Origin of the sequence: Burkholderia sp. PAMC 26561 (genome assembly GCF_001557535.2) — a bacterium.
GTDB lineage: Bacteria > Pseudomonadota > Gammaproteobacteria > Burkholderiales > Burkholderiaceae > Caballeronia.
The window spans coordinates 959331-984077 of the sequence record NZ_CP014307.1; the positions used below are offsets into that span (position 1 = coordinate 959331).

Here is a 24747-nt window from a genome sequence, read left to right on the forward strand (position 1 = left end):
TCGCATAAAAACACACCCACAGGAAGCCACCATGAAAAAGCCCTTCAAACAAGCATTATTCTGCATCGCAGCGCTATGCGTATCCGTCGGATCGGTGATTGCGGCCGAGCCTCAAAGCTGCTTGCAGGTGAAGATGGCGGACCCGGGCTGGACCGATATCGATGCAACCAACGCCATGGCCGGCGTCGTGCTGAAGGCATTGGGCTACAAGCAGACCGTGTCGAATCTCTCGGTGCCGATCACCTACCAGGGTTTGAAGAAAGGGCAGATCGACGCGTTCCTGGGCAACTGGATGCCTGCGCAAGCACCGATGGTCAAACCTTTCGTCGATGAAAAATCGATCGAGGTCGTGCATCCGAACCTGACCAACGCCAAGTTCACACTCGCGGTTCCCGACTACGTGGCAGCGGCCGGCGTCCATACGTTCGCCGATTTGCAGAAGAACGCGGACAAGTTCGAAAGCAAGATCTACGGCATTGAACCGGGCGCGCCGGCGAACCAGAACATCAAGAAGATGGTCGATGAAAAGGCTTTCGGACTCAACGGCTGGAAGCTCGTCGAGTCGAGCGAGACCGGCATGCTCACGCAAGTCGAACGCGCTGTCCGCGAGAAGAAATGGATCGTGTTCCTCGCATGGGAACCGCATCTGATGAACACGAAGTTCCATCTCACTTACCTTGATGGCGGCGACAAATACTTCGGTCCGAACTTCGGCGGCGCGACGGTCAACACAGTTGCACGGACCGGGTATATCGGCGAATGCCCTAACGTTGGACGCCTCTTGAAGCAGATGACCTTCAACGTCGACCTCGAGAACGGGATCATCACGGACGTGCTGGAAAACAAGACCAACATTGACACCGCTGCCACAGCGGCGCTCAAGCGCAATCCCGATGTCGTGAAGGGCTGGCTCGATGGCGTGACCACCGCCACAGGCGGAAATGGTTTGCAAGCCGTACAAACCGCGCTTGGCTCCAAATAACAACACACGTCGCACATAGGCAGGTTTGCGTCGCAAACCGTCGAGCCCCGGTAAATATGGACTCGTACTTTTGCATGGCTGGTTCCTGCATCGGAAAGTACCGCAGCAGGCGCCGGCGTCACAAGCTTCAGATCACCGTACCAAGCCAGTCTCTGCAATAAAAATCGAGCGGGAAGCGTTGCGCGGCGCCGGCTTTCGTGGCGGCTTCGCTGGAGCAGCGCGGGACACGCTTTATCCAACGAACGAGCAAACACGGGTATCAGGGAGAATCAACGATGAAGAAGCGAAATGCCGCAAAGCTGGCGGCCCTTGCATTGAGCGCAAGCGCCGTATCCGCACCCGCCGTGGTCCACGCGCAAGGCAGCGTGACCCTGTACGGCATTCTGGATGCGGGTATCACCTACGTGAACAACACGGGCGGTTCGCACGCCTTCAGGTTCGAGGACGGCATCTCGTACGGCAACCGGCTGGGCTTCAAGGGCGTTGAAGATCTCGGCGGCGGATTGAAGGCGATTTTCGCACTTGAATCGGGTTTTCATATCGGCACCGGCAAATACGCGTTTGGTGGCGCCGAGTTCGGACGCCAGGCATACGTTGGCTTGCAGAGCCAGTGGGGGACAATATCGCTGGGTAACCAGCTCGACATGACCAACGAGTTCATGGAGGGCTACAACATTTCCTCGTTCGCGAGCGGCTACGCGATCCACCAGGGCGACTTCGACCGCATGAACGGCGACCGTTTGCCGAACGCGATCAAGTACATGTCGCCCAATATCAGCGGCCTCACATTTGGCGGCATGTACTCGTTCGGCAATGTGTCGGGAAACTTTCATCAGCAAAGCGCGTACAGCGCGGGCGCGCATTATGCGCACGGCGATTTCACCATTGGCACGGCCTATACACGCCTGAACAACCCGAACGGCATCTACGCATTCGATCCCTACGCGATGATCGGCACGAAGACCTTCCTCGGCCAGACCGTTGCGACCGTGGACCCGGCGACCGGCGCGGTCAACGACCTGTTCAGCAGCACTCCCCTTGCCGTCGATAGCCAGGCGACTTACGGCATCGGTTCGTCGTATGCGTTCGGAAACCTGATGCTGCTCGGCAACTATACGTACACGACCATCAAGGGTTTTGGACAGTCATCGCACATGCATGTGGGCGAAGGCGGTGCGTCCTATAACTTCACGCCGGCGCTTATTCTGTACGGCGGTTATCAGTTCACGGCTTTCGAAGGACACAAGTGGAACATGGGTTCGCTTGCGCTGCATTACCTCTTGTCCAAGCGTACCGATCTTTACATCTCGGGCGACTATCTGAGGGCATCGAACGGAGTGGATGCGGTCATTGGCTATAGCTTCACGCCATCGACATCGAATACGCAAAGCGACGTTCGTATCGGCTTGCGTCACTCGTTCTAGATCGATCAAGCCAGCGCGGCGGTATCCTGAAGCGGGACCGCCGCGCGTGGCGAAGCGCGGTCCTGTCGCGGGCTTGAACCAAAGCGCGTGCGATAAGTGCGCGAGAAATGCGATGGTGATTCGAAGCCGCACGCCACGCAAACCGTCGTGATCGACATATCGGTTTGCTGCAGCAACTCCCGGGCACGCGCCAGGCGCAGCCCGAGATAAAAATGTGTCGGTGTGTCTTTCAGCGCCGAGCAGAAGAGGCGTTCGAGCTGACGTCGCGTCACACCGATTTCCTCTGCCAGTGCATCTGGCGACAGTGGTTCCTCCATGTGCTGTTCCATCACGCCGATTACTTGAATCAGCTTGCGATTGTGGATGCCGTAGCGCGCCGCGATCTCCATGCGCTGATGATCCGAACGCTGCCGGATACGGCCGAGCACGAATTGCTCGGACACCTGCGCGGCGAGTTCCGCGCCGTGGCGGCGGCCGATCAGATCCAGCATCAAGTCGATGGAAGCCGTGCCGCCCGCGCACGTGATGCGCCGTGCATCGATTTCGAATAGCTCCTGGCTTACCGCCAGCGATGGATAGCGTTCCTGAAACGCCGATGCCGCTTCCCAGTGCAAGGTCACGCGTTCGTGCTGAAGGAGGCCGGCTTCGGCGAGGATGAAGCTGCCTGTATCGATACCGCCGAGCGTTGTGCCTGCGCGGTCCAACTTGCGGAGCCATTCGGCGAGTTCGCGGGAGTATTGGTCGAGCGGGTTGAACCCGGCGACCACGATCACGTTCTGAGCTGATTTGACGTCGGCGAGGGCGCATTCGGCGTTCAGGGAGATGCCGTTGCTGGCGCAGACCGGGCCGCCGTCGATGCTTAGAATATGCCAGCGATACAGGTCGCCGCGAAAGCGATTTGCCACGCGCAGCGGTTCGATCGCCGACATGAAGCCGATGGAGGAAAACTCCGGTAGCAGCAGGAAGTGAAAGTTTTCGGTCGGTGGCATCGAGGGTGGGTTTTTTTTCCGGTCTGACCGGGGAAGGTAGCAAGTGGAAATTGCTGGCGCAATGGGGAGGTTTCCGGAGGGCGGGGCGGGGCGGGGTTTCTCGGGGCTGGGTCGGGGTTGGGTCGGGGTTGAGGCCGGGTTGCTACTTTTTAGGCTACCGCGCGTTCGTTGCTATCTGATTTTTTAGCACTATTAGCCACTGTCCGTGGCGGGACTTCATTTCTTTTTCCAACGGCGAAAAAGAAACGAAGCAAAGAAAACGCCTTCCAACCGCTAATTCTTAAGTGTCTCGAGCGTGCACGTACAACTGTTTGGTACTTCAGAAGAACGCTCGACGCCGCAATCAAGAACACTTGAAACCCTCCCCCTCCGTCAACAGATACCCACACGCTTCGCCACCAGTAATTGTGGCAGTCAATACGGAAACCTGGCCTAAGTAAACAACGGGTTGAGCACGTGACGGCGCTACAGCATCCTGAACTTGCCGAGACATCGCCACCGGTGGTCTCAGGCTCGCGCGGGCAAAACGGAACCAGTACAGCCAAGCCCGTCGTTTGGGCGTCAGCGCGCGCAGCGCGGAGGCCTAATTAGCGGATTCCCACACTGGTGGCGAAGCGTGTGGGTTGCCGATTACGGAGGGGGAGGGTTTCAAGTGTTCTGAACTCCGGCGTCGAGCGTTCTTGTGAAGTACCAAACAGTTGTCACTGCACGCTCGGGACACTTATGTGCCGTCGGTGGAGAGGCGTTTTCTTTGCTTCGTTTCTTTTTCGCCGTTGGAAAAAGAAATGAAGTCCCGCCACGGACAGTGGCTAAAAGTGCTAAAAAATCAGATAGCGATGAACGCGCGAAAGCTTGAAGAGCAGCAACCCGGCATAGACCCCGCCCCCGCCCCCCGCCAACCCCGCCCCCCCGAAAAAACAGTGCGAACGCCCCACCTTGGTCGCACATGGTCAAAACCCGGTCGCAACCGGTCGCCTCAGCGGTATTCTGCGGCAGTACCTTTACCCACGGTCAGTTGGGACCGAACCGAAGCCGCCCAGTCCAACCAGAACCCATCGGAACAGAAATCCATGCCCACCTATCCGGCCACGAAAAAGCTGTTCGCCTGCCTGTTTCTCGCGCTGACTTCATTCGGTGCCTCCGCCCAGAGCAAGGAAGACGCAACCTGCCACACGGTCCGTTTCGTCGATATCGGTTGGACCGACATCACGTCGACCACCGCGCTGGCATCGGTGGTATTCGAAGGCCTGGGCTACAACCCCAAAGTCACCGTCGCCTCGGTCCCCATCTCGCTGGCAGGCCTCAAAAGCAAGCAGATCGATGTATCGCTCGGATACTGGTGGCCAGTGCAGGAAAAGGTGGTACAGCCGTTCATCGATTCGAAAGCCATCGACAAACTCGATCCGCCCAATCTCTCCGGCGCAAAAGCCACGCTCGCCGTGCCGAGCTATGAATACGACGCGGGCCTGAAAACGTTCCAGGATATCGCGAAGCATAAGGATGAACTCGACGGCAAGATCTACGGCATCGAACCGGGCAGCAGCGCGAACGCGCAAATCCAGAAGATGATCGATACCAACCAGTTCGGACTCGGCGGTTTCAAGCTCGTGCAATCGAGCGAAGCGGGCATGCTGGTCACGGTCGATCGCGCAGTCCGCGACAAGAAATGGGTCGTGTTCGTCGGCTGGGAACCGCATCCCATGAACATCCAGGTCAAGATGAATTACCTCGCCGGCGGCGACGAAGTCTTCGGTCCGAACTACGGCGAAGCGCGCGTCTACACGCTGACGAACCCTGACTTCCTGACGCGTTGCCCGAACGCCGGAAAGCTCGTATCGAATCTTCGCTTCACAACGCAACTCGAGAATCAGTTGATGATTCCCGTCATGGCGAAAGAGCGCGCGACCGACGCGGCAAAGGCTTATCTGAAGAAAAATCCGCAAGTGCTCGACGCATGGCTTGCGGGCGTGAAGACAGTGGACGGCAAGGATGGCTTGCCGGCAGTCAAGCAATATCTTGGCCTTTGAAAGGACGGCGTGACATGAACTACGAAGTAATCGTGACGTGCGCGGTAACGGGCGCAGGCGACACCACCGGCAAACATCCGGCGATTCCGGTCACACCGAAACAGATCGCGGAAGCGGCGATCGAAGCCGCGCATGCAGGCGCAACAGTCGCGCACTGTCACGTCCGCGATCCGAAAACGGGGCGCGGCAGCCGCGATCCGGCGTTGTATCGCGAAGTCGTGGACCGCATCCGGTCATCGGACGTGGACGTGATCATCAACCTCACGGCCGGTATGGGCGGCGATCTGGAAATCGGCGCAGGCGAGTCGCCGATGGAATTCGGCGCCGCCACGGATCTCGTCGGTGGATTGACGCGCCTCGCGCACGTGGAAGAGTTGCTGCCGGAGATCTGCACGCTCGACTGCGGCACGCTCAATTTCGGCGACGGCGACACCATCTATGTTTCGACGCCCGCGCAACTTCGGGCGGGTGCAAGACGCATCCAGGAACTGGGTGTGAAGCCCGAACTCGAGATCTTCGATACCGGCCATCTCTGGTTCGCGAAGCAAATGCAAAAGGAAGGGCTGCTCGACGACGCCCCTTTGTTTCAGCTTTGCATGGGCATTCCATGGGGTGCGCCGGCCGACGTCGGCACGCTCAAGTCGATGGTCGACAACATGCCGGCGGGCGCGCAGTGGGCGGGCTTTGGTATAGGCCGGATGCAGATGCCGATGGTCGCCCAAGCAATGCTTTTAGGCGGTCATGTTCGCGTCGGACTGGAAGACAACTTGTATCTGGATCGTGGTGTGCACGCGAGCAACGGGACGCTCGTACAGCGCGCGGTTGAGATCATTGAACGGCTGGGTGGGCGTGCGCTGACGCCTGCCGAAGGCCGCAAGAAACTCAAGCTCCCCGCACGCGGCGAACGTTTGCTCGATCGTCGCAAGATCGAGCAGTTTGCTTGAATTCAGATTACTAAGGAATCCAGTATATGCAAGTGAAGACGTTTGCTGCGTTGGGCGTTGGCGTGATCGGAAGCGGATGGGTATCGAGGGCACTGGCGCACGGACTTGACGTGGTTGCGTGGGACCCGGCGCCGGGCGCCGAGGAGCAGTTGAGAAAGAATGTGGCCAATGCCTGGCCCGCACTTGAGCGGGTCGGGCTTGCCGAAGGGGCATCGAAGGGACGGTTGCGGTTCGTCGAGACGGTCGAGGAATGTGTCGCCGACGCCGACTTCATCCAGGAAAGCGCGCCCGAGCGCGAAGACCTGAAACTGAGCCTTCACGAGCGTGTTACGAAGGCGGCGAAGCCTGAAGCGATCATTGCTTCGTCAACATCAGGCTTGCTGCCAACGGACTTTTACGCGAGGGCAAAGGACCCGTCGCGTTGCATCGTCGGCCATCCGTTCAATCCGGTTTATCTCTTGCCGCTCGTTGAAGTTTTGGGCGGCGAACAGACGTCTGAAGACACGTTGAAAGCGGCATCGACTTTTTATGAATCCATCGGCATGCGCCCGTTGCGCGTGAGGAAGGAAGTGCCGGGGTTCATTGCGGACCGGCTGCTTGAGGCGCTGTGGCGCGAAGCGCTGCATCTGGTGAACGAAGGCGTGGCGACGACCGGTGAAATCGATGACGCCATTCGTTTTGGCGCCGGCATCCGCTGGTCGTTCATGGGCACGTTCCTGACCTATACGCTTGCGGGTGGAGAGGCCGGCATGCGCCATTTCATGCAGCAATTCGGACCGGCGCTAGAATTGCCGTGGACCAAACTGGTTGCACCCAAGCTGACGGATGAACTCATCGACCGCGTGGTGGAAGGCACGACCGAGCAGCAAGGTTCGCATTCGATCAAGCAACTGGAGCGTTATCGCGATGACTGCATCACGAGCGTCCTCACTGCGATAGCCGAAGCGAAATCGCGCCACGGCATCACGGACTAAGCGGCCATCAATGGAAAACTGCACTATCCATCGCGACACGGTGAGGCCCGAGTGGGTCGACTACAACGGACATTTGCGTGACGCGTTCTACATGCTGATCTTCAGCCTCGCCACCGATGCGTTCATGGAGCGCATCGGTCTGGATGAAGCGGGCCGTGCAGCCCGTGGCCGCTCGCTGTTCACGCTCGAGGCGCACATCAATTATCTGCATGAGATCAAGGAGGGCGCGGCGGTTCGCGTGGAGGCATCGGTGCTTGCGTTCGATGCCAAGCGCGTCCACCTCTACATGGAGATGTTCGAAGGCGAGGGCGCCGAGCCCGTCTCGGCGAGTGAGCAGATGCTGCTGCACGTCGACATGACGAACGGCGCGAAGTCGGCAGTCTTCGATACGGATGTTGCCGCCCGTATCGAAGAGATGCATGCCGGGTCGATCAAGGAGGCGCGTTACGCCGGGCGCGTGATCGGCTTGCCTTCCAGATCCCGTTCGCCCGCTGGAAGCAAACCCGCGTGAGCGCGCCACGTCCGCAGCAACAATGCGTTCGTCACTACGCTCACGCTTGAGAACGCCATCGCGGCGCCGGCGAGCATCGGGTTGAGCAGGCCGAATGCGGCGAGTGGAATGCCGATCAGGTTGTACACGAACGCCCAGAACAGGTTCTGCTGGATCTTGCGATACGTGCGCCGCGCGATATCGATGGCGTCCGCCACCAGCGCCGGGTCACCGCGCATCAGCGTGATACCGGCGGCTTCCATGGCGACATCGGTGCCGGTCGCCATCGCTATGCCGATGTCCGCTGCGGCGAGCGCGGGTGCGTCGTTGATGCCGTCGCCGGCCATCGCGACTGCGCCTGTGGCACGCGCTTTCAATTCGGCGATCACGCGCGCCTTGTCGGCGGGGAGCATTTGCGCGTGCACGGCATCGGGCGCAATGCCGAGCGATTTTGCAACGCTCGCCGCGCTGCCGGCGTTGTCGCCGGTAATGAGGACGCTCTGGATGCCCATCGCGCTCAATCGGGCGATGGCTTCGCGCGCACCGGGTTTCATGGAGTCACCAAAGGCCAGCAGCGCAAGCACGCGGGCGGGAGCGCCCAGGTCCACTAGCCACGACACCGTATTGCCGAGTTTTTCCAGTTCTGCGGCCCGTGTTGCAAGACCGTCCGGTGCGACAAGCCGCAATTCTTCCAGCCAGCGCGCGCTGGCAACCGCCAGATGACGCTCGGCGACGCGCGCTTCCACGCCGCGTCCGGCGACGGCCTTCGCGTCGCTTGCGTCGACCGGCTGAAGCGACTCGGCATCGGCGGCGGCAACGACCGCGCGCGCCAACGGATGATCGCTCAGCCGCTGGACGGCGGCGGCCAGCGCCAAGGCTTCTTTCCTGTCCACGCCGTCAGCGGCATCGAACGCGGTCATCGACGGACGGCCGACAGTCAGCGTGCCGGTTTTATCGAAGGCAACAATTCTGATCCGATGCGCCATTTCCAGCGCCTGGGGGTCCTTGATCAGCACGCCGTGCCGCGCCGCAACGCCGGTCCCGGCCATGATCGCGGCAGGCGTCGCGAGCCCGAGCGCGCACGGACATGCAATCACGAGCACCGCGACCGCGTTCAGCACGGCCGTCTCGGCGCCCGCGCCCACAGCCAGCCAGCCGACCAGCGTCACGAGCGCGATCACCAGGATCACCGGCACGAAGATCGCCGATACCCGGTCGACGAGCCGCTGTATCGGGGCTTTCTCGGCCTGCGCCGATTCCACCAGCCGGATGATCCGTGCAAGCGTCGTTTCCGCGCCGGTCGCAGTCGTTTCGACGGCAATCGCGCCTTCGCCGTTGATCGATCCCGCCGTCACCCGCGCGCCGGTTTCCTTCGCGACCGGCAGGCTCTCGCCGGTAATCAGCGATTCATCCACGTGCGTGCGGCCCTCGCGGATCACGCCGTCCACGGGCATCCGTTCGCCCGGCCGGACGATCGCCACATCGCCTTTGCGCACTTCGGCCAAGGCGATATCGCGTTCCTGGCCGGTCGCGGCATCGCGAATCCGGGCACGGTCGGGGCGCAGCGCGTCGAGGGCGCGGATGGCGTCGGTGGTCTGGCGCTTCGCGCGCGCTTCCAGCCATTTGCCGAAGCGCACGAGCGTGATCACGACCGCGGCGGCCTCGAAGTAGAGGTGGGCCGACTGACCGGGATGTGCAAACAACTCGTAGACGCTCAAACCCCACGCCGCCGATGTCCCCAGCGCGACCAGCAAGTCCATATTGCCTTCGCCGGAGCGCACCGCCTTGAAGCCGCCGACGTAAAACCGCGCGCCGAGCGCGAACTGGACGATGCTCGCCAACGCGAGCGATACCCACACGCCAAGGTTCAGATTGACTCCCAACATCGGCAAAACGAGCGGCAGCGTGAGCAGCGCCGACGCGATCACCGCGACGAGTTCGCCCCTATGAGCGGGCGCGGCCACTGGCGCGGCTTCCGGCTCGATGAACGTAGCTTCATATCCGGCCTTCGTGACGGCGGCCAGCAACTGGTCGCGCGAAACGGACGGCCCGGCGTGAACCGTGGCTTTCTCGGTCGCGAGATTGACGGACACGGTTTCCACGCCCGGCACCTTGCCGAGCGCCTTTTCGACGCGGCGCACGCACGAGGCACAGGTCATCCCGCCAATAGAAAATTCAGCCGTGTTCGACGCAACAGCCATGTTCTGACTTGTACCAGCAGACATAAAAGCTTCCCGTTTCATTGCGGGCCATGAGATTCAGCTCGATAAAACCACTATCGACATTCCAATCATTGGAAGGTCAAGGTGTATTTTCAAGAGAGTTTGTCCCTTTTTGCTGCGGCGCGTGAATAAAAAACCGGCACTATGTAGGTAGTTACCGATGGCTCGATTAACGAAACATCAGACTTATTTCGAGGCTTCGTCACGCGCTTCTTGCCTATCCTCATTGGATAAGATAAAACGCGTTTTCAAGATAGCTTGAACGTCGGCGTGCAGATTTGCGGGGCTTTAATTTAAGAACCCGCCAGCGCGCGCGTCGGACGAAGTAAAAAAGCCTAAACAGACCTAATTCGAATGAAAAATAACCGACGCTGGGCAGTTCCGTTGTTTCCGTTGCGTGGGGCACGCTGGATGATTGCCGGTTTGAGCACGCTGGCAATACTGGGCGGGTGCTCGACGCAGGCGCCGGTCGCGACGAACGGCGACGGCTGGCGCAAGGACCAGGTCGCCGATGCCTATGTGTTCGGTTATCCGCTGGTGGCGTCCGATCTGTGGCGCGAAAAGACGACGGGCGGCGACGCATCGAAGCCCGGTCAGGCGGCGGTAAACACCTTGCGGCACACCACCGCGTTGCCGCCGGTCGGCGCGACGGGACGGCCGAGCGTGGATACGCTGGAATCGTCGGCATGGCTGGATGTATCGAGTGGACCGGTGCTGGTTTCGTTGCCGGCGTTGTCTTCCGTGCAGTCCACGCCTTCCGGAACGTTACGGGGCCGCTACTTTGATGCTCGCGCCTTCGATACCTGGACCAACGTGATCTATTCGAGCATCGGTGCCGCGCCCGCCGTGCCCGCGCCTGTTCCCAAGAAGCGCAGCAAAGCCGCGCGCATGGCCGCGGAGCAAGCCAGCATCCTTGCGTTCGTCACCAAGGGCTACACAGGCCCGCTGCCGGACGGCGTGACACGCGTGGAAACGCCTACGCGTTATGCATGGTTGTCGATCCGCGTGCGCGTGAACGGCCAGCGCGATGTGCGCGAAGCGCGCAAGCTGCAGACCGCAATGCGCATTGAAGCGCCTCCCGCCGATAAAACCAGTCCCACCACCGCCGGCGCCGCCTGGCCGAATGTGACGGCCAACACGCCGGCCGTGGTTCCGAGCGGCGACAAGGCCGAGTCACTCGATGCCACCGCGTACTTCACGCGCCTGGCCAAGGCCCTGGAAGACAATCCGCCCGTCCCCGACGATCCGCACGCCGTGACCCTGCTCGCGCAATTGGGCGTTAAACCGGGTGAGCCGGTGCAATTCCGCCCATCGGATTCGGCCTTGCTCGCAACGGGTCTCGCCGATGGCCGCGCGCGCGTCGACACGGTTCCCTCTAACGCGCTGAGCCGCAACGGCTGGGTCTGGTTCGGCGACGCCGTCGGCAACTACGGCACCGACTACACCTTGCGCGCGTTCCTTGCCAAACGTCAGCCCGCCAGCGGCACGAAGGACGACGAAGTGAAGCCCGTCGCTTTCCTTGACAGCGACGCCCACCCGCTCAACGGCGCGAACACCTACGTGCTGCACTTCGCGCCGAACCAGTTGCCGCCGGTGCGCGGCTTCTGGACCTTGACCGCGTACACGAAGGAAGGCGCGCTGATCGACGATAAAGCCTTGCGGCTTTCACTCAGCGACCGAGACCGCCTGAAGAAGAATCGCGATGGCTCGACTGACGTGGTCGTTTCCGCGACGTCGCCGGGCAAGGCGCGTGTGTCGAACTGGCTGCCCGCGCCGGACGGCGACTTCCAGTTGATGATGCGTTTGTACGCACCCAAGCCCGAAGCGACGTCGGGGGCGTGGGCGCCGCCGGCTATCGAACGGCAATAGATGCAGGCTGTACGGACCATCGCTGATTCAAATTGACGCTGTCGCGTCGTATACTCGGGCCTTCCGTTTCCCCCAGGTCACGCGCGGTCTCATGACGCGTGACCGCGCTGTGAGGCCCGCATGGCAAGCCTGAACAAGACTTCCCTGACATCCGCCGGCCGTGGGCTGATCGATCGGGCAAATGCGGTTGCGAGTTCGAACCGCACGCGCCGGGTCGCGATTGGCCTGGTTCTGTTTGTCATCGTGATCGGGCTGCTGGGGTTTTTCGCGGCTCCCCCTCTAATTCGTCATATCGCCGAGCAGCAGATTTCCGCCCAGCTTGGCCGCCCGGCCACGATCGGCCGGATTGCGCTCAATCCCTATACGCTCAGCTTCGAAGCCGACCACGTTCATATTGGCGAGGCGCAAAGTAATCTCCCGGCTGATTCCAGAAGCAGCGATTTCATCGATATTGAACGGCTGATCGTATTGCCTTCGTGGTCATCGCTGTTCCGGCTCGCGCCCGTAATCAATGAACTGAAGATCGATTCGCCGCGCTTTCATATCGTCCGGTACGACGCGCAGCGCTTCAACTTCTCGGATCTCATCGAAAAGTTTTCGAAGCCATCTGCCAAACCATCCGATAAACCCGCGCGGTTTTCGGTATCGAATATCCGGATCGCGAACGGGCGCATCGATTTCGATGACCGGTTGCTCAAGACGCAGCATGTGATCGATCAGTGGTCAGTCGGGATTCCGTTCATTGCCAACCTGCCTTCGACGACCGAGTTGTTCGTCACGCCGTCGTTGCAGGCGCGCATTGATGGCTCGCCATTGTCCATCAAGGGCCGCACCAAGCCGTTCGCCGAATCGCGCGAGTCGGAAGTCGCGGTGCAGCTCGACGGACTCGATTTGCCGCAAATCGTTTCTTACGCGCCGGAGTCGCTGCCGGTCGCGGTCAAGAGCGGCAAGCTGTCGACCGATCTGGACGTGAGTTTCTCGCTCACCGGCGACGCGCCCGTTGTACGCATCAAGGGCACGGCCGATATTGCAGATATCGACGTGACGGACAAGCAGAATGCGCCGCTGTTCGCCGCGCAGTCGCTGCACGTGAATGCGGTGAATCTGGAGCCGCTGCGCAATGTTTATCAACTGTCAGAGATAAAACTGTCGCAACCCGACGTAAAACTGTCCCGCGATAAAACCGGCGCCTTCAACTTCCAGAAACTGAGCGGTCCGCCGGCCAACAACCCTCCGGCGGCTGAAACCAAGGCCGCGGCCGAGACGCAACCGCTGGATTTATCGATCAGACATATTGCGATCGACCAAGGCCAGGTCGCCTTCAACGACAGCCTGATGGCGCAACCCGCGCAACTCGGTCTGAAGGCGCTGGACGTCACGCTCGACGACTTCTCGACGCTCGGCAAACCGCCCGCGCGTTACGTGCTGAAAACCGCGCTGGATCACGGTGGAACGCTGGCGGCATCGGGCGGATTCACCTTGCCCGGCAAGGACGCCGACGCGAAACTCACGCTCGCCGATTTGCCGCTGCCGCCGCTGCAACCCTATGTGGCGAACGCGCTCGCCGCGCGGATATCGGACGGCGCGCTCAGCGCGAACCTGCCGCTCCACGTGGACTGGTCGACGCCCGAGCCGTCCATCCAGGTCGGCGCCGGGGACGTCTCGCTCAAGTCGCTGAAACTCGTTCCGACCGCAAACACGGCGCCGGTCGCGTTGGCTTCGGCCCAGGCAAAGATCACTAAAATCGATGTAGCCGCACGCACCGCCGCGTTGGAGAGCGTGACGCTGAACGGTCTTTCCGTCGATGCAAAACGCCTGAAGGATGGCAGCATCGACCTCGCGGCGCTTGCCGGTCCGCACGAAACCGCGCCGGAAGCCAGCGCCACGCACAAGGTGGAGAAGGCCAACGCTGCGGGTCCGGCGTGGCGTTATCAGATCGCGCAGATCGCGCTCAACGACAGCACCGCCGATTTCACCGATGAAACCACGCCGACTCCGGTGAAGCTTCATATCGCGCCGCTGCAGGTGAGCGTGAAGCAGGTCACCGATGACCTGACAAAACCGCTCGCCGTGGATGGCCGGCTGACCATGAACGGCAAGGGCACACTGGCGACAGCCGGGACGCTGACCATCAAGCCGCTGAGCCTGGCGCTGCATGTGGACGCAAGCCAGCTCGATGCATCGGCGTTCGAGCCGTATTTCGGCAGCTCGCTGAACGCATCGCTTTCCAGCGCGTTGCTCACCGCGAACGGCGACGCGTCTTACTCGGGAGAAGGACGCACGCTGAAGGCCGGCTACAAGGGCGACGTGTCGTTGTCGAACGTGCGCTTGATCGACCGGGTGAGTTCCCAGCCGCTCGCGGGCTGGAACCTGCTCGGCCTGACGAAGCTCAACGCCCGATACGACGAAAAGGGCGCCGACGTGGAAGCTGCGCGCGTCACCTTTGCCAACTTTTATGGCCGCGTTCTGCTTGATGCGCAAGGGAAGCTGAATTTGCGCGATATCGTGGTGAAGGACAAGACGGGCGGAAAAGCAACGGCAGCGACGACAGCAACGGCAGCCGCCGAGCCCGCGCCAGTGGCCTCCGCCCCGGTCGTGCCCAAAGCGGCATCGACATCGCCCACGCCCAATCTGCGCTTCGGCCAGCTCGTGCTGCAAAACGGCCGTGTGACCTACACCGATAACTTCATCAAGCCGAATTTCACGGCGAACCTGGTTGCGATCACGGGGACTATCGGCGCATTCGGAACGCATTCGACCGTCTCCGCGCCCGTCGATGTCGCCGCGAAACTCAACGCAAACGGGCCGGTATCGATCAAGGGCACGGTGAACCCGCTGATTGCGAAACCCGCGCTGGACCTGACCGCGAGCGCGCACGACGTCGAATTGCCCAATATCTCGCCGTATTCCACCAAATACGCGGGCTATCCGATCACCAAAGGCAAGCTGAATGTGGACCTGCACTACCAGCTTGCCGACGACAAACTCTCGGCGAACAACCATCTTTTCATCGATCAGCTCACGTTTGGCGACCACGTCGACAACGCCACCGCGACCAAGTTGCCGGTGCGCCTGGCCGTATCGCTGCTGAAGAACTCGCGCGGTGAAATCGACGTGAACATCCCGATTTCCGGCTCGCTTTCCAATCCGGAGTTCTCGGTCGGTGCGCTGGTGTGGAAGGCGATCGTGAACCTGCTGGAGCGCGCCGTGACTGCGCCGTTCTCGCTGCTGGCAAACGCGTTTGGCGGCGGCAAGAACGCCGAGGAACTCGGCTACGTGGAGTTCGACCCGGGCTCGTCCACGCTCAGCGACGCCGGCAAGGAGAAGCTCGACACGATCGCGAAGGCGCTGGCGGACAAACCGTCCATCAAGATGGATCTGTCGGCGCGCGTCGATCCCGCCGTCGATGAACCCGGCCTGCGCGCCGCCTACGTCGACCGCCAAGTAAAGCTCGCCAAGATGAAGGATGCAAACGACGACAACCCGAACATCAGTCCTTCGACCATCACACTTTCGCCCGATGAATACACGAAGTTCCTGACCAAGGCGTACAAGGACGCCGACTTCAAGAAGCCGCGCAACATGATCGGCATGACGAAGACGTTGCCCGACGCCGAGATGAAAGCGGCGCTCGCAGCAAACGCGCCCATAGACGAAGCCGCGCTCGGCACGCTGGCGCAAAAACGGGCATCGGCGGTGAAGGCTTACTTTGACGGGAAGATCGACAGCAAGCGGATTTTCATCGTCTCGCCGCACATGAACGCCGATGGCATCAAGGACAAAGGCGCGCCAACCCGAGTGGATTTCGGCTTGCAATGACCGCTTTTAGACCGCGGTCAAAGAAGCATATTTATTTAGGCATGCGCTGAAAAAACGACGCCGTCATATGGTGTATGGCAAAGCGCGCGGTTCATGGCATTTTCGTCAAACCGCGCTACACTCATCTCATTAATGCAGCGGCGCCGGGCGACGCGCATGACCGCCGTGGACATCGTTCCAGTTTCGTCCCGCGTCTTCGTTTCAGAGCCGTAAAAAATGCCGCCGAGCGTTCGCGTTTCAGACGCGAGCACGGATAAGCCAATATCAGGCGGCGTCCGGCACTTGGCATTTCCCCAACCGACTTCAGCGCTGCACAACCCGCAGGGAGAATCTCATGCTGTTGCATGATCTGGCTGACCGGTATGGTCCCGCTATCGTGTTTTTCAACGTGATGGGCGCCGCGCTCGGCCTGCCCGTTCCCGCCATGCCCACTCTGATCGTGGTCGGTGCTTCCGTCGCCATGATGGGCGCGAACGGCCATGCAGTGCTGCCGCATCTCGCGTTGATGCTCGCCATTGCCGTCATGGGCGGCGTGCTCGGCGATCTCGTCTGGTTCCAGGGCGGGCGGCGCTACGGCGATCGTACGCTCAAGACCATCTGCAAGTTGTCGCTCTCGCGCGATACATGCGTGAAGAAGGCCGAACGTTTCTTCGGCCGATGGGGCGTGCGCGTGTTGCTCGTCGCGAAGTTCATTCCGGGTTTGTCGCTGGTTTCCGTGCCGCTTGCCGGCGCCATGGGTGTGCGCACGCGCTCGTTCATTGCGCATGACGGCGTGGGCGTGGCGTTGTGGGCGGCGGTCGGATTGCTGGTTGGCGTGGCATTCGCGGCGCAACTCGACATGGTCTTCGCCATGATCGCGCAACTCGGACGGCAAGCGCTGATCGTGGTGGCGATCGCGCTGGCGGGGTACGTGGCGTACCGCTACTGGCGCCGGAAGATGTTGATGAAGACGCTGGAAACGGCGCGCATCACGGTCGATGAACTCTATGCGCTGATGGAAAACAAGCCGGTGCCGGCAATCTTCGATATCCGCTCGTCTGAGAAACGCGTGCTCGATCCGTTCGTGATTCCCGGTTCTGTTTTCGCCGATGAACGCGAGCTCCAGAAGATCGTCGAGAGTTATCAGCCTGATCAGAAGATCATCATTTATTGTTCGTGCCCGAACGAGGTATCGGCGGCGTGGATGGCGAAGTCGTTGCGTAACGCTGGCTTCAAGGATGTCGTGCCGCTGACCGGCGGCCTCGATGCATGGCGTCTCGCCGGCCTCGAACTCAAACCGCTGACCGACTTCGGCGGCGCGCGCGAGGACCTGGGCGAAATGGCCGCCATGTGCCCGTGGCCTGCCAAATCGCCAGCTGCGGCCAAGGGCGCGCTGCACGAAGCCGTCTACCTTCATGGAGATCGACACGCATGAGTACTGCCCACGAAGGCATGAGCGAAGGATCGGATCACGCCCGGTCGGAATGGCGGGACAACGCGCCGCCAACGCGGGAAAACCTCGACACCATCAGTAACGACACCGTCTCGTCCGCGCCTTCGGAGACGCCCGCCGACGCCCCGTTTTCACCGCTGCAAAGCCGCCGTCACCAGATGTACCCGCACCTGACTGTCGATGAAATCGACCGCATGCGCGGATTCGGCGCGATCAAGTACTACCGCGCCGGCGAGCTGATGTTCGAAGTCGGCTCGCCTGGCCCCGGCATGTTCGTGCTGCTCAACGGCCACGTGCGGATCACTCGGCGCGACGGACTCGGGCATGTGCATCTGGTGGTCGAATCGGAGCCCGGGCAATTCGTGGCGGAAGTCGGGCAGTTGTCGGGGAAACCGGCTCTGGTCGATGGCCACGCGATCGATGACGTCGAAGCCATCCTGATCGCGCCGGATCGGCTGCGTGCGTTGCTCGTGGCCGAGGCGGATCTCGGCGAGCGGATCATGCGTTCGCTGATCCTGCGCCGCGTGGGTTTGATCGAAAAAGGCAGCGGGCCGATCCTGGTCGGTCAGTCGGACGATGGACGGCTGGTATCGCTGCAAGGATTCCTGAGCCGCAACGGTTATCCGCATACCGTGATCGATGCCTGTACCGATCCGGAAGCCATCGCATTGCTGGAACGGATCTCGACATCGAAGGCGGACTTTCCGCTCGTCATTTGCCCCGATGGCACGGTGATGCGTGCGCCCGATGAAAACCAGCTCGCGTCGCAACTGGGCTGGTTGCCGGAATTCGATCCCGCGCATATCTACGATGTCGCCGTCGTCGGCGCCGGACCGGCCGGATTGGCGACGGCCGTGTACGCAGCGTCCGAAGGTTTGTCGGTCTCGGTGTTCGATTGCCGCGCGCCGGGCGGGCAGGCGGGCGCAAGTTCGCGCATCGAAAACTATCTCGGCTTTCCGACCGGTATTTCAGGTCAGGCGCTCGCCGGTCGAGCGTTCGTGCAGGCGCAGAAGTTCGGCGCGCATATTGCCATTCCGACCGAGATCAAGGCGCTGCATTGCGATTGCACGCCCATTCAGATCGAATTGATGAACGGCACGCGCGTCACCGCGCACACGGTCGTGATCGCGACGGGCGCGGCGTACAGGCGGCCTGCGATCGATGGACTCGAGAAATTCGAGGGGCGGGGCACGTATTACTGGGCGTCGCCGGTCGAGGCCAAGCTGTGCAAGGGTTCGGAAGTCGTGCTTGTCGGCGGCGGCAATTCGGCGGGGCAGGCAGTGGTTTATCTGGCATCGCACGCGGCGCGCGTGCATTTGCTGATCCGAGGCGCGGGGCTGGAATCAAGCATGTCCCGGTATCTGATTGACCGGATCGCGTCGTTGCCGAACGTGACCGTGCATACGCGCACGCAGATCGAATCACTGCAGGGCGACGGCCGTACGCTCGCCGCCGTGCATTGCAAGACGCCTGACGGCCCGCTCAAGCTCGACGTGCGGCATCTGTTCCTGTTCACCGGTGCCGATCCGAATACGGCCTGGCTCACCGGATGCAACGTGAGTACGGACGGCAAGGGTTTTGTGCTGACGGGCCCGGAGGCGCATGGCGGCCACATGGACGGCGCGACGGCGCTCGAAACCAGCGTGCCGGGCGTGTTTGCAATCGGCGATGTGCGCTCGGCATCGACGAAACGCGTGGCCGCGGCGGTGGGTGAGGGCGCGGCGGTTGTATCGCAGATCCACGGTATGCTGGCCGCCCGGCAGGAACTGGCATTGCAGGCCGGCGAGGTGGAATAAACGGTCAGCGGCGCGTGACGGACTGTTGTGAGCGAGCGGCGAATTGCAACGTGAACTCGATCCACCCGCTCGCCGAACAGCTCGCCGATGCCGACCCGCCATGCAGTCGCATGATGGCCTGCACGATCGCGAGTCCGAGGCCGCTCGATTCCGTGAACTCGCTGCGCGCGGCATCGCCTCGGTAAAACCGGTCGAACAAGCGCGCGAGTTCATCCGGCGATACACGCTCGCCCTGATTGCCGATCACGATACGCGCGCCCTGCGCGTCCTCGCTGCCGGTCAGGCGAATCGTCGTGCCGGGCTCTGCATACCGCACGGCGTTCACCACCACATTGCTGATCGCGCGCCGCGACATGGTCTCGTTGACGAACATCTCGCCTTCGGCCTGAACGTCGAAGCTGAGATTGCGTTCATCGGCGAGACCTTCGAAGTAGGTCGCGATGGTCTCAAGCTGCTCGCACGTGTTCAATGTAGTGCGCTCGATTTCCTGCCGCTCGTGATCCGCTTGCGCGAGGAACAGGATGTTCTGCGCAATGCGTCCCAGCCGCTCGAGCTCCTCCAGATTCGACTCCAGCACGCTCTTGTATTCGCTTTCGCTGCGCGTGTGGGCGAGCGTGACCTGTGTCTGCCCGATCAAGACGCCGATGGGCGTACGCACCTCATGCGCGAGATCAGCCGAGAACTGCAGCAAGCGTTCGTACCCGGTCGACAAGCGGTCCAGCATCGCGTTAAACGATACCGCCAGGCTCTGCAACTCGGTCGGCGTGTTCCCGACATCGAGTCGTGCGGAAAGCGTATTGGGCGTGATTTCGGCGGCTTTATCGGCCATCTTGCGCAAGGGCGTGAGGCCGCGACTCGATACCCACCACGCGAGCAGCGCCGTGACCAGAACAGCAATCGCCACGTTGATCCACACGCGCACGAGATACGTCGACAACACGCGCGCCTCCTGTGTCATCACGTGTGCAGCGATGATCTCCACTACTTGCCCGGTATCGCCCACTTGCGCCTGAGCCGCGACCCAGCGCATGCGCACGCCGTCAGGACGCGTGCCTTCATAGAGCGCGTCGAGATCCACCGCGCGATTCACCGGCACCGGGACCACCGGCGGCAACGGCAGGTTCTCCGGATTCACATTGATAAACGGCGCCACGCCCGGCCGCCGGAAAATGATCACATCCTGGCGATCGCCGAGCATGGTTTCAAAGAGCCGTGGCCGCGCTTCGATTTCCTGGATCGTATAGAGGTCGTGCAGCAGCGAGCGGAAATGTTCGACACGTCCGATCAACTGATAATCGGCGCGCGTCGACAGGGTCAAGCTCGTTGCGTGATAAAGCGATCCGCCGACCATGCTCACCACCACGCATACAATCAATGCAAAGAGGATCGTGATGCGGACAACGAGCGATTGCGAACGCATCGGATTCAATGCGACTCTCCGGTCGCGCCGAACGAATAGCCGATGCTGCGCACCGTGTGGATGAGCTTGATATCGAAGGGCTGGTCGAGTTTGGCGCGCAGGCGCTTGATGGCGACGTCGACCACATTGGTGTCGCTGTCGAAATTCATGTCCCACACTTCCGATGCAATCAGCGTGCGCGACAACGCCTCACCTTGTCGTTTGCAGAAGAGATGCAGCAACGCAAATTCCTTGTTCGTCAGCGCGATGTCGATTCCCTGGCGAGTCACTCTGCGCCGCAAGACATCCACATGAAGATCCGCGACCTGAAACACATCCGATTCACGGATCACGCCGCGCCGCAGTAACGTGCGAATGCGTAGCACGAGTTCCGTGAACGAAAACGGCTTTACGAGGTAATCATCGGCACCGAGTTCCAGACCATGGATACGATCGCTCACATGGTCGCGCGCCGTGAGGAAGATCACCGGCAGGTCGCGTTTGGTGCGCAGCGCCTGCATGATCTGCCAGCCATCGAGGCCGGGCAGCATCACGTCGAGCACGATCAGCTCGTACGGGTGCGCCAGGGCCTGATGCAGGCCATCGGCGCCGTTGCGAATCAGGTCGACCTGATACCCGGACTCCGTCAGCCCCTTCTTCAGATAGTCGCCGGTCTTGCGGTCGTCTTCTATAACGAGAATGGTCATGCGGCGGGTGTGTTGCGCTCGAACGCGCGTGGGTTGCGAAGAACCTCATTCTAACGATCCGCCTCCCATGCGCCGGAAAGATGACAAAAAAGTCATTAACGTGTCATGCGTTCATCAGCGCGGTATCGTTAAGATGCGATCAAGCGACGCCGGTAACGGTCGCATCACTTTTTTCTTGCGAGGCGAATTTGGCTCAACCATCGACTCGATCCGTGACACCCGTGGCGAAGCCCCGCGCCATGCAGCCCGGCTGGGTTCGCATCACGCACTGGGTCAATGCGCTTGCGGTCGTGGTCATGGTCACGAGCGGCTGGCAGGTCTATAACGCTTCGCCCATTTTTCCGGCGCTGGTCTTTCCGGCCAGCATCACGTTGGGCGGATGGCTCGGCGGCGCGTTGCTGTGGCACTTCGCGGCCATGTGGGTGCTGGTCGTCAACTTCCTGATCTACATTGCGATGAACATCGTGTCCGGACGATTTCGCCGCAAACTGTTCCCTCTCAGCGTAAAGAGTCTTATCGGCGATCTGCGTGCCGCGCTCACCGGCAAGCTCAAGCACGACGATCTGTCGCACTATAACGCCGTGCAGAAGGCGGCTTATCTTGCGGTTATCGTGGACATCGTCATCGTGATCCTGTCGGGACTCGCGATCTGGAAGTCGGTGCAATTTCCATTATTGCGTGACTTGATGGGCGGTTACGACAGAGCGCGCGTCGTTCACTTCTTCGCGATGAGTTTCCTGGTCGCATTTTTTGTGCTGCACGTGGTGATGGTCGCCCTCGTTCCACGCTCGTTGTTATTGATGATCCGGGGCCGTTGATCATGTTGAACCGAAAAAGCGAACTGATTGCGAAGCATCTCGATGTCGACAACATCCTCAAGGACGCACGCAACGAATTGAAGGCGCCCGCGCGGCGTCTCTTTGGCAAGCGCATCTTGTCGCTGGGCGGCTTGATGATGCTGTCCGGCTGCAACATCTCCGACGACAAGTCCGTCAACACCGTGCTGCGCACCATGTCGCGTTTCAACGATGACGCGCAAGCTTTCCTCTTCGATCCCAACAAGCTCGCGCCGACGTATCCCGAGTCGATGATCACGCGGCCGTTCCCTTTCAACGCGTTCTACGACATAGACGATGTCCCGATGGTCGATGCCGCCAGCTACAAGTTGCCCGTCGGTGGTCTGGTGAAGGGCAAGAACGTCTGGACTCTTGATGAATTGCGTGCGTTGCCGCAGGAAAGCCAGGTCACGCGTCACATTTGCATTGAAGGATGGAGCGCGATAGGCAAGTGGGGCGGCGTGCGTTTTGCCGATTTCCTGAAGCGTTCAGGTGCCGATACCACGGCGAAGTACGTAGCGTTCCATTGCGCCGATAACTATTCTACGAGCATCGACATGCCGACCGCGCTGCATGCGCAGACGCTCTTGACGCTGACGTACGACGGTCAGGTCTTGCCGCCGAAATACGGCTTTCCGATGAAGCTGCGCATGCCTACGAAGCTGGGCTACAAGAATCCGAAGCACATCGTTGCGATCACCGTGACGAACGAATATCCCGGCGGGTACTGGGAGAACCAGGGTTATAACTGGTTCGGCGGGGCTTAAGCCTTTTTACTAATTACTATTGGAGTCTCCATGGCATCTGTGTCAATCCGCATGAAACTGGGTGTATCGATTGCAGCACTCGCATTTGCCGGCGTTGCGCTGGCCCAGGCGCCGGCTGCGAAGCCCGCGCGCATTCGTGGCGATATCGTCTCGATCTCCGGCGATACGCTCACCGTGCACCGTCGTAGCGGCGATACCGTGACCATCGACATGAAGCAGGACACGCCGGTGACGGCTGTGAAGAACATCAAGCTCGGCGATATCAAGGCTGGGTCGTTTATTGGTACGGCTGCGACCACTGGCACCGATGGCAAGATGACGGCGACCGAAGTGCTGGTGTTCCCGGAAGCGGCGCGCGGGACGGGTGAAGGGCACTACGCGTGGGATCTGGCGCCGAACAGCACGATGACGAATGCGAATGTCGATCAGGTTGTGACCGGCACGAGTGGGCGTGATCTGAAGCTTTCGTATAAGGGCGGCTCGAATACGGTGACCGTGCCGGAAGGCGTTCCCGTGGTGACGTTTGCGCCGGCTTCGCGTTCGGATCTGGTCGCGGGGAAAAAGGTGTTTATTATCGCCAGCCCGGTTAAGGGAACGGAATACGCCGCTTCGCGCGTCGTGGTCGAGAAGGATGGGGTTGCGCCGCCGATGTGAGGTTTTCGCGTCATAGGCGTATGAAAGGACAAAGCCGACTTCGAGTCGGCTTTGTTGTTTCATGGTGCTGGCATTACCCCTCTTTCCCCTCCACCGTCGTCACCAAATCGCCAAAATCCGTCACCAACAAATTCAGCACAAACGGCAGCACCGTATTCTTCTCCATCGCAGCATTCGCCTTATCTGCCTTCTTCCTCAGCCTTTCAAACGCCTCCCGCGCTGCTTTGACATTCTCATCCTGCTGCCGTTTATCCGCATCGAGCGTAGCCGCCAGCGCCTTCGCCAACCCATCGAACGCATCCGCAGTCTCGCCCAACGCTTCCCGCGTCGACGCAGTCAACCGCCCGGCCAAGCCCACATCCCCCGCGAACGCCTGCCCTAGAAACAGCGCATCGCGATGCAACCGCGTCAGCATCGGCACGACCTTGTCGATCACGTTCTCGCGCGACCTTTTCACCGGCACGATAATGTGCTCCCGACCAGCCTCGGTAATCGCATCGTCGAGCGCCTGCTCAGCCGCCGCCGACCTTCGATGCAATCCTTCCGCCGTCCGCGCGTCGTCGGGCTTGCGTAGATAAAGCGCGATCAACTCCCCGAGCGTTTGCACGATCTCACCCGCGCGATTGTGCGCGGCGTTGATCGCCCGGTTCGGCAATAGGAACGCAACAACCAGCGCCGCGCCAGCGCCAATCAAAATCTCCAGCACGCGATCGATAGGTCTCTCGAACGGCGATCCCACGCCGCTGGCCGGAATCAGCACCACGATGACCAGCGTGACGCACGCAAGCCGCAAGGTCGGACGCCACGCGGCAAGCGCCGCAAGCGGCACGAGTTCGATGGCAAAGACCACCAGCGGCTCTGCCCCGCGAACGATGGCGAGCAATCCGAGCACGCCCAGTATCGCGCCGATCACCGCGCCGATAATCTGGTCGCGTCCCGTCGTCAGCGCTTGGTTAAGGCTCGGCTGCGTAACCACGATCAGCGTAGTAATGACCGCCCAGTAAAGCTCAGGCAAGGTCGCGAGTTTGGCGGCGCCGTAACTCAGCAAGCAAGCGATCAGCGTTCGCGCAAAGCGCCGCGTTTCTGCGCCACCGGGTTTGAAAGTAATACGTCGTAAGTCTTGAAAGGCGGCTAAGGGCATGGAGCGATACCAGATTGGACGCTTGAATTATGGCTGACCGTGCGCACTTTCCTTGTAGGCATTGATCGCCGATAAATCCGGCCGCCTGCAACATCGGGCTGGTCGCGTTACCATTGGTGGTTGAGTAATCGCGCCGCTTTCAACGCTGGCGCGCATTGTCACCGGTTTCATCGATCACACTCAATCAGGAGCCACGCATGAGCCAAAACACCCAATATCCGAGCACGCAGTGAGGTCGGCTGAAAAAAGTGGACGCCAACATTCCGTAGAATTGA

General features: G+C 61.0%; 18 protein-coding genes. 13 read left to right on the top strand and 5 right to left on the bottom strand.

Features of this window, described 5'->3' with window-relative positions:
- Positions 1-31 precede the first annotated feature (31 nt).
- Complete coding sequence (locus tag AXG89_RS20000; RefSeq protein ID WP_062003583.1) at positions 32-982, top strand: choline ABC transporter substrate-binding protein; 951 nt, start codon at positions 32-34, stop codon at positions 980-982.
- Between the two features lie 275 nt (positions 983-1257).
- Positions 1258-2406: a porin gene (locus AXG89_RS20005; RefSeq protein WP_062172004.1), complete on the top strand. Its 1149-nt coding sequence runs from the start codon at positions 1258-1260 to the stop codon at positions 2404-2406.
- Positions 2407-2411: 5 nt separating this feature from the next.
- On the opposite strand, the gene AXG89_RS20010 is transcribed toward AXG89_RS20005, so the two are convergent.
- Positions 2412-3395 (bottom strand): GlxA family transcriptional regulator, encoded by a 984-nt coding sequence (locus tag AXG89_RS20010; RefSeq protein WP_062172006.1) that lies wholly within the window; start codon positions 3393-3395, stop codon positions 2412-2414.
- A 1070-nt stretch (positions 3396-4465) separates the two neighbouring features.
- On the opposite strand from AXG89_RS20010, the gene AXG89_RS20015 reads away from it, so the two are divergent.
- The 4 genes from AXG89_RS20015 to AXG89_RS20030 are packed head-to-tail and all read left to right on the top strand — an operon-like array spanning position 4466 to position 7851.
- Positions 4466-5422: a choline ABC transporter substrate-binding protein gene (locus tag AXG89_RS20015; RefSeq protein WP_062172009.1), complete on the top strand. Its 957-nt coding sequence runs from the start codon at positions 4466-4468 to the stop codon at positions 5420-5422.
- Between the two features lie 14 nt (positions 5423-5436).
- Positions 5437-6366: a 3-keto-5-aminohexanoate cleavage protein gene (locus AXG89_RS20020; protein ID WP_062172012.1), complete on the top strand. Its 930-nt coding sequence runs from the start codon at positions 5437-5439 to the stop codon at positions 6364-6366.
- A 26-nt stretch (positions 6367-6392) separates the two neighbouring features.
- Positions 6393-7340: an L-carnitine dehydrogenase gene (locus AXG89_RS20025; RefSeq protein WP_062172015.1), complete on the top strand. Its 948-nt coding sequence runs from the start codon at positions 6393-6395 to the stop codon at positions 7338-7340.
- Between the two features lie 10 nt (positions 7341-7350).
- Positions 7351-7851 carry a thioesterase family protein gene (locus tag AXG89_RS20030; protein ID WP_062172018.1) on the top strand — a complete coding sequence of 167 codons (501 nt, stop codon included), beginning with the start codon at positions 7351-7353 and terminating at the stop codon, positions 7849-7851.
- Here AXG89_RS20030 and AXG89_RS20035 read toward each other — a convergent pair.
- Positions 7785-10055 carry a heavy metal translocating P-type ATPase gene (locus AXG89_RS20035; RefSeq protein ID WP_236873428.1) on the bottom strand — a complete coding sequence of 757 codons (2271 nt, stop codon included), beginning with the start codon at positions 10053-10055 and terminating at the stop codon, positions 7785-7787. The two genes, AXG89_RS20030 and AXG89_RS20035, sit on opposite strands and share 67 nt — an antisense overlap.
- Before the next feature lie 351 nt (positions 10056-10406).
- Here AXG89_RS20035 and AXG89_RS20040 point away from each other — a divergent pair, with 351 nt between their 5' ends.
- The 4 genes from AXG89_RS20040 to AXG89_RS20060 all read left to right on the top strand — a co-directional run bounded on the left by AXG89_RS20040 (position 10407) and on the right by AXG89_RS20060 (position 18968).
- Positions 10407-11921: a DUF1254 domain-containing protein gene (locus tag AXG89_RS20040; protein ID WP_062172021.1), complete on the top strand. Its 1515-nt coding sequence runs from the start codon at positions 10407-10409 to the stop codon at positions 11919-11921.
- Positions 11922-12041: 120 nt separating this feature from the next.
- Positions 12042-15740 (top strand): DUF748 domain-containing protein, encoded by a 3699-nt coding sequence (locus AXG89_RS20045; protein WP_062172024.1) that lies wholly within the window; start codon positions 12042-12044, stop codon positions 15738-15740.
- Positions 15741-16077: 337 nt separating this feature from the next.
- Positions 16078-17154 (top strand): DedA family protein/thiosulfate sulfurtransferase GlpE, encoded by a 1077-nt coding sequence (locus AXG89_RS20055; protein ID WP_082771546.1) that lies wholly within the window; start codon positions 16078-16080, stop codon positions 17152-17154.
- Positions 17151-18968: an FAD-dependent oxidoreductase gene (locus tag AXG89_RS20060; RefSeq protein WP_062172033.1), complete on the top strand. Its 1818-nt coding sequence runs from the start codon at positions 17151-17153 to the stop codon at positions 18966-18968. Before AXG89_RS20055 ends, AXG89_RS20060 begins: the two co-directional genes overlap by 4 nt.
- Positions 18969-18972: 4 nt before the next feature.
- On the opposite strand, the gene AXG89_RS20065 is transcribed toward AXG89_RS20060, so the two are convergent.
- Both AXG89_RS20065 and AXG89_RS20070 read right to left on the bottom strand, forming a co-directional pair.
- Positions 18973-20388, bottom strand: a complete 1416-nt coding sequence (locus tag AXG89_RS20065; protein ID WP_062172607.1) for a heavy metal sensor histidine kinase — start codon at positions 20386-20388, stop codon at positions 18973-18975.
- Positions 20389-20393: 5 nt separating this feature from the next.
- Positions 20394-21074 carry a heavy metal response regulator transcription factor gene (locus tag AXG89_RS20070; protein ID WP_062003596.1) on the bottom strand — a complete coding sequence of 227 codons (681 nt, stop codon included), beginning with the start codon at positions 21072-21074 and terminating at the stop codon, positions 20394-20396.
- Positions 21075-21313: 239 nt separating this feature from the next.
- Here AXG89_RS20070 and AXG89_RS20075 point away from each other — a divergent pair, with 239 nt between their 5' ends.
- From AXG89_RS20075 to AXG89_RS20085, 3 genes are read left to right on the top strand one after another with little or no spacing between them, the layout of a single operon-like run.
- Positions 21314-21892 carry a cytochrome b/b6 domain-containing protein gene (locus tag AXG89_RS20075; RefSeq protein ID WP_062172035.1) on the top strand — a complete coding sequence of 193 codons (579 nt, stop codon included), beginning with the start codon at positions 21314-21316 and terminating at the stop codon, positions 21890-21892.
- A gap of 2 nt (positions 21893-21894) precedes the next feature.
- On the top strand, positions 21895-22677 hold the full coding sequence (locus AXG89_RS20080; RefSeq protein ID WP_062172037.1) for a molybdopterin-dependent oxidoreductase: 783 nt from the start codon (positions 21895-21897) through the stop codon (positions 22675-22677).
- 39 nt (positions 22678-22716) lie between these two features.
- A complete protein-coding gene (locus AXG89_RS20085) occupies positions 22717-23331 on the top strand; it encodes a hypothetical protein (RefSeq protein ID WP_062003771.1) in 615 nt (204 codons plus the stop codon).
- A 73-nt stretch (positions 23332-23404) separates the two neighbouring features.
- Here AXG89_RS20085 and AXG89_RS20090 read toward each other — a convergent pair whose 3' ends face one another.
- On the bottom strand, positions 23405-24379 hold the full coding sequence (locus tag AXG89_RS20090; RefSeq protein ID WP_236873429.1) for an FUSC family protein: 975 nt from the start codon (positions 24377-24379) through the stop codon (positions 23405-23407).
- Positions 24380-24747: the final 368 nt, after the last annotated feature.